This window comes from Rhodococcus sp. O3, from assembly GCF_048897285.1.
Lineage (GTDB): Bacteria > Actinomycetota > Actinomycetes > Mycobacteriales > Mycobacteriaceae > Rhodococcus.
Map to the genome: position 1 here is coordinate 1 of NZ_JBMBTE010000200.1, position 5709 is coordinate 5709.

The following is a 5709-nucleotide window of genomic DNA, read 5'->3' on the forward strand; positions in this document are numbered from 1 at the left end:
TGCGGCAGCGCCGTGCTCGCCGACGCTCCCCCGGCCCGGCGGGACGCGCGGATCGTCGAGCAGCTGCGGGAGGCCGGGGCGATCGTCGTCGCCAAGACGCACCTGCACGAGTTTGCTTACGGTCCCACCGGTCTGGTCAACGCGGCCGGTCCGGCCTCGCACCCACACGATCCTGCGCTGATCAGCGGCGGTTCGTCGTCGGGCTCGGCGGTGCTGGTCGGCAAGGGCATCGTGCCGCTCGCGCTCGGCACCGACACCGGGTGCAGTGTCCGCACCCCCGCCGCGCTGTGCGGGATCGTCGGGCTCAAACCGAGCAGCGGCGCTCTGCCGCTGGACGGCGTGTTCCCGCTGTCCACCACGTTCGACCACATCGGCCTGCTCACCGGCGACGTCCTCGACGCCGGGCTGGCGTGGGGTGCGCTGCCCGGGGTCGCGCATCTGCGCACCCCGGTGTCGGGACTGCGCGTGGGCGTGCTGCGCGGCGGCATCTGGGACATCGACGACGCCGAGGTCGCCGCGGCGGTCGACACCGCCTGTCGCACCCTCCGCGACCTCGGCGCCGAGGTCGTGGACACGACTCTGCCCGAGACGGACGAGATGCTCGGCGCGTATCCGATCGTCACCGGCTCCGAGGCGTACGAAACGCATCAACGGTGGTTCGAGGACGACCCCGGCCGGTATTGCCCGCCGACGGCGGCGCTTCTGGCCGCGCAGGCCGACCGGCCGGCTTCCGAATACCTACGGGCGCTGCGTGCCACCGAACGCCTGCGTGGCGAGGTACTACGCCGACTGCGCCGAACCGAACGACTCGACGCCCTGCTCACCGTCACCACCGGGGTGCGGTCGGCGCCGATGGACAGCGACCCCGTCGAGCTGCGCGCTCCCCTGCTGCAGCGCTGCATCCCGTTCAATGTGCTCGGAGTCCCTGCACTGTCCGTGCCGGCCCCGGACGGCCACGATCACCCCGTCGGCCTGCAGGTCATCGGATTGACGAGCGGGCCCGGCGGACACGGCAGCCACCCCAGCGAGTCCACGGCGCTCGCGCTCGCCCTGGCCGTCGAGGGCGCACCGGACGATCAGATGCGTTCGGCGAGCCCGTGATAGTCGACGACGAAACCGTCCGCGTCGACCGTGACCGTCGAACTCGACACCGGTGACATGACGTGGATGCCGTCGGCGGCGCTGCTGTAGATGAGCGTCGCCTCCTCGACGCTGAGGTCGAGCAGGTTCACGTACACGACGGGAACCTCGAGATCGTCCGCGCCGGACTGCAATGCGTACCGCCGGATCGGCAGCGCATTGAAGAAGGGGCTGAGGATCACGTCGACGTCGAGTGCGCCGGCGAACGCAGACCGCTGATGCTGCGTCCCGTTGTCGACCATCCAGATTCCCTCACCGGACCGGCTGATGGACATGTGCTTCTCACCCGAGGCCAGCGTCGTGCGCACCGACAACCTGCGGGTGACACCGTTCTCGTCGGTCACTAGGTCGTAGGACGCGCTGAAGGCCGGATGATCGGCGCACGCACCCCCGACGATACGGCCGGACGACTTGATCCGACTACCGCTCAACTGCACACGGACCGATTCCATACGCGGCGCATCGACCGCCCGCCACGTCAGAATCGCGGGCCAGGTCGATGCGCTGCTCGCCGCAGTGCTCGCGGCATCAGGGGCTGGCATGCTCACGGTGTCTACCGTAAGCGACGAACGGCACGTAAGTGGCGTCGGCGCTCGATTCGAAACCACTACCGGTTCACACGGCCGGAACAATCGGTTCGTCACGGTTCCGGCCGGCGAGCCGATTCGAGAACACGGCCAGGGCCGCGGCACCCACTGCAACATTGAGCAGGGCACCGAATTCCGCGACCGCGAAGTCGACGACCTCGACGAACAGCACCGTGATCAGGGCCGCCGCACTGAACACCCGCAGCGCCCACCCGCGCCGCCACCACAGACCGGTCAACGCCACCACGCACAACAGCGTCGTCACCGTGACCCCCACGAACTGGAACCACACAGTGAGGTCGCGGTCGCTGCCGTTCAGGTCGTCGGCGAGGGTGACCACCGCGTGGACGAGCATCAGCCCGGAGAAGACCGTCAGTGTCACCGCCGCGACCCACGTGCCACGATCCCCGCGCAGGACGGGTGGCACCATCCGTTTCACGCCGGCACCGACCCGCGACCGACGGTCGTCGCGGTCGCGGCAGCGGGTCAGCAACCGCTCGATCTCGTCCGCCGCCTCGGGGTCCGCACCACCTGCCCGCGCGGACCGCAACTGCGCGGTCGCGCGGGCCCGCTCGGCGGGTGTGAGCCCGCGCATCACCCCGTCCACCGCGGTCGAGGCGGCGTTCGCCAGATCCTCCCGGGCCGTGACCGGCCGGAACCCGTGGATCGCACGGTTGGCGAGCAGCAACAGCAGCACCACGACGTACATGATCGCGACGGAGGGCCGGTAGAAGTAATCGTTCGTCTTGGTGAGGAACTTGCCGATCTCGTCGAGGAACAGCCCGAAGCCGATGCCTCCGGCGACGATCCCGAACGCGTGCGGACTGCGCCCGAGATAGGTGAGCAGCCCGCACAATGCCACGACCATCAGCAACCCGCCCCACAGCGAATGTGCGATGTGCAAGGTCGCGCCACCGACCTGCGGATATCCCGTCAGATGCAGATACAGACGCACCAGCAGGATCGTCGTGACGGCAACGATCACCAAACCTTCGATGCGCGACGAGGCGCTCGCGTCACGCAGCAACCGAGACGCGGACCTGTCGCGGAGTCGCACCCCGTCCATGATCGACGAGCGTAGCCGCGACACGGGACGATCGAGGACGATGCGCGCGGTGCGGGGTCTGGGGCCGCTGTCTGGCCTAGAGTCGCCTCATGCGCACCGTGTGGACAGTTCCTCCGAACATCGCCCAGACGCTTCTGGAATCGCCCGAGATCCAGATGTTTCTGACCAGCAACGAGCTGCCCGAGACGGCGGACGACCCACGGCAGCGGCTCACGGAGTTCACACACGCACTCGGTGCCCTCAGCCGCAACATCGGGCGCACCTTCGGTTCCGTCGACGTCGCCAACCGGGAACTGTTCGGAGGTTCCGCAGGAACCGTCCCGGTGGCGCTGCGGCTGACCGTCCTGCGGGCGATCGTCACTGAGGTCGACGACCGCACCCCGACTCCCGATCCGCTGCCGGACACCGTCGTCGATCAGCTCGGCGCCTACGTGTACGCACTGTTCGACCCTCGCGACCGCACCGTGCTCCACATCGGCAGCGGTCGCGGTAACCGCATCTTCGCGCTCACGTGGGCGGCGCTCGGTGAGACGCACAAACTCACCGCTGCGGGCGAGAGCGCACCCCAGAGCACCCCCGAGATCGACGCGGCGCTGCGTCGCGTCCGCGGCGTGTACGACTCGGGATACGCGGTGGAGCATTTCGTCGTCGCCGACCATCTGCTTCCCGCCGCGGACGGCGATCACGCCGCCGGCGCAACCGCGCAGGCGGTGGTCGCCGCGCTGGGTCTGCTCGAATCGCATCGCGGTGAATTCGTACTCACCAATCTTGCCGGGACCACCGGCGACTCGGAGGCTGATCGGGTTGCGCGACCGATCGCCGAACTCGTCCGCCAGTACTCGGCGAAGGCCGCACCGGAGTTGCCGACACCGTGCGTCGTACTGCGGATCACGGAGGCGAAATCGGCATCGCCGGAGCAGGTCCGGGATCTCGCCGATCGGCCGTGGCCGGCCGGCACCGCAGCACGCCGGGTCGACGGACTGCCGATTCTCGTGGTCGCCGACAACATCGTCCGCGGCGCATACCGGGCGACGGGCTGGGAAGCCGCGTCCCGCACGGAGGAGAACGGCGGCACCATCCTGTATCGCTTCCTCGGGGAGTCCGATCCGGAACTCGAGAAGCTGTTCGTCGATACTCGGGTGACCCCGGATCGGTTGGGGCTCAAGCGCTGGCCGTCACACGGATGGGCTCCGCGTCTGACAAAGGCGATGCCTCGTCCCACTCCCCGGCCGCGTCCCTGAAACCTTCGGCCCGAGCGTGCAGTCGCCGCTCGGGCCGAAGTCCATCCGTCACCTACCGGCGGACGTCAGGATCGGCGCGTGCAGGTCGTAGTAGTGCACGTCGCCCATCAACCGCATCTCCTCCTCGAACAACGGCCGTAGGTCGTCGGGAATCTCGATCCTCTCGTGTTCGCGGGCCTCTTCCTCGGACGAGAAGTACACGGTTTCGACGTAGCCGTCGTCGCCGTATGCCGCGAGGGTTCCACCGAGGATTTCCGGGCGCAGTTCGTGCACCCGATCGGCCCCTTCTGCGAGTACCTCCCGCATCCGCGGCAGGTCGTCGCAATGGCCCTCCATGACCTGCACGAAGCCCGCCTCGTCCGATCCACCGCCCATCCACGTGTCGACGTCCCGGCAATCGTGGACGGTGATCGGGCCGTCGAAGCACCGTTCGACCTCAGCCCACCACTCGCCCTGTTCCGGGCGATCACTGTTCCGGCGGGCCATCTCTTCGGACTCGAAACGCGCGACGGAGACCCAGGTGCCGTCGTCGCCGAAACCCGAAGTGCTGCCCAGATATCCGGGTGCCCCCGGTAGAAGTTCGCGGGTCCACCGTTCCATGCAGTCCAGCAGCGCGTCCCGATCACGCACCGTTCCCTGCCACACCTGAATGAACATCACCACTGCCTCACCGAGCTGTTCTCGATGGCCTGGAAGCAACCGTCCACCGCCGGCATCGCCGGCGGCCCGCAGCCTCGGCCACCGCAGATTCAATGATTCGCCTGCAGGGGCCGGGAGACAACCGTCCGGCTGTCCGACGTTCGTTGCTCTTCGAACGTCGAATACCTCGAAAATATTGTGCTGCAATAGAGCTTGACCGCAGCCGCCGACGGCCGAGACACCAGCGCGGTGCCGGCAGCGCGCCGCTGACTTCCCGTCGCGCGGCTGGCTCCGGCTGGACGGGAGTTGCCATGACCGACGCGCAACCACGCTACAACGACCTGCGTGCCCTCTACCTCAACTGCACCCTCAAACGCTCGCCCGAGGTGAGCAACACCCAGGGCCTGATCGATGTCAGCACCCACATCATGGGCGCCCAAGGAGTGTCGGTCGAAGTGATCCGGCCCGTCGACCACGACATCGCCACCGGCGTCTGGCCCGACATGACCGAACACGGCTGGGCTCACGACGAGTGGCCACAGATCTTCGAGAAGGTGCTCGCCGCCGACCTCCTGGTGCTCGCCGGTCCGATCTGGTTGGGCGACAACAGCTCGATCACCAAGCAGGTGATCGAACGGCTCTACGGCGGTTCCCACCTGCTCAACGACGCCGGACAGTACCTGTACTACGGACGGGTCGGCGGTTGCCTGATCACCGGCAACGAAGACGGCGTCAAACATTGCGCCAGCAACATCCTGTACTCCCTGCAGCACATCGGCTACACCATCCCGCCGCAGGCCGACGCCGGCTGGATCGGGGAGGCCGGCCCGGGTCCGTCCTACCTCGACCCGGGGTCGGGCGGGCCGGAGAACGACTTCACCAACCGCAACACCACATTCATGACGTGGAATCTGCTGCACCTGGCGCGGCTGCTCAAGGACGCCGGCGGCATTCCGGCGCATGGAAACCAGCGCTCCGGCTGGGATGCGGGATGCCGTTTCGACTTTGCCAATCCCGACTACCGGTGACTTCCTTT

General features: G+C 67.9%; 6 protein-coding genes. 3 read left to right on the forward strand and 3 right to left on the reverse strand.

Going from position 1 to position 5709, the window contains the following annotated elements; genetic code table 11:
* Window positions 1-1101, forward strand: a 1101-nt coding sequence (locus tag ACN675_RS27275) for an amidase (RefSeq protein ID WP_420753792.1), incomplete at its 5' end; no start/stop codon positions are given.
* On the opposite strand, the gene ACN675_RS27280 is transcribed toward ACN675_RS27275, so the two are convergent.
* Window positions 1077-1682 carry a putative glycolipid-binding domain-containing protein gene (locus ACN675_RS27280; protein ID WP_420753797.1) on the reverse strand — a complete coding sequence of 202 codons (606 nt, stop codon included), beginning with the start codon at window positions 1680-1682 and terminating at the stop codon, window positions 1077-1079. The two genes, ACN675_RS27275 and ACN675_RS27280, sit on opposite strands and share 25 nt — an antisense overlap.
* A gap of 73 nt (window positions 1683-1755) precedes the next feature.
* Window positions 1756-2793, reverse strand: coding sequence for a hypothetical protein (locus tag ACN675_RS27285; RefSeq protein ID WP_420753793.1), 1038 nt, complete (start codon window positions 2791-2793; stop codon window positions 1756-1758).
* A gap of 89 nt (window positions 2794-2882) precedes the next feature.
* Here ACN675_RS27285 and ACN675_RS27290 point away from each other — a divergent pair, with 89 nt between their 5' ends.
* Complete coding sequence (locus ACN675_RS27290; protein WP_420753794.1) at window positions 2883-4034, forward strand: GIY-YIG nuclease family protein; 1152 nt, start codon at window positions 2883-2885, stop codon at window positions 4032-4034.
* A 48-nt stretch (window positions 4035-4082) separates the two neighbouring features.
* Here ACN675_RS27290 and ACN675_RS27295 read toward each other — a convergent pair whose 3' ends face one another.
* The gene (locus ACN675_RS27295) at window positions 4083-4691 is read right to left on the reverse strand and encodes a hypothetical protein (RefSeq protein WP_420753795.1); all 609 of its coding nucleotides are present in this window, start codon (window positions 4689-4691) and stop codon (window positions 4083-4085) included.
* 293 nt (window positions 4692-4984) lie between these two features.
* Here ACN675_RS27295 and ACN675_RS27300 point away from each other — a divergent pair, with 293 nt between their 5' ends.
* A complete protein-coding gene (locus tag ACN675_RS27300) occupies window positions 4985-5701 on the forward strand; it encodes a flavodoxin family protein (RefSeq protein WP_420753796.1) in 717 nt (238 codons plus the stop codon).
* Window positions 5702-5709: the final 8 nt, after the last annotated feature.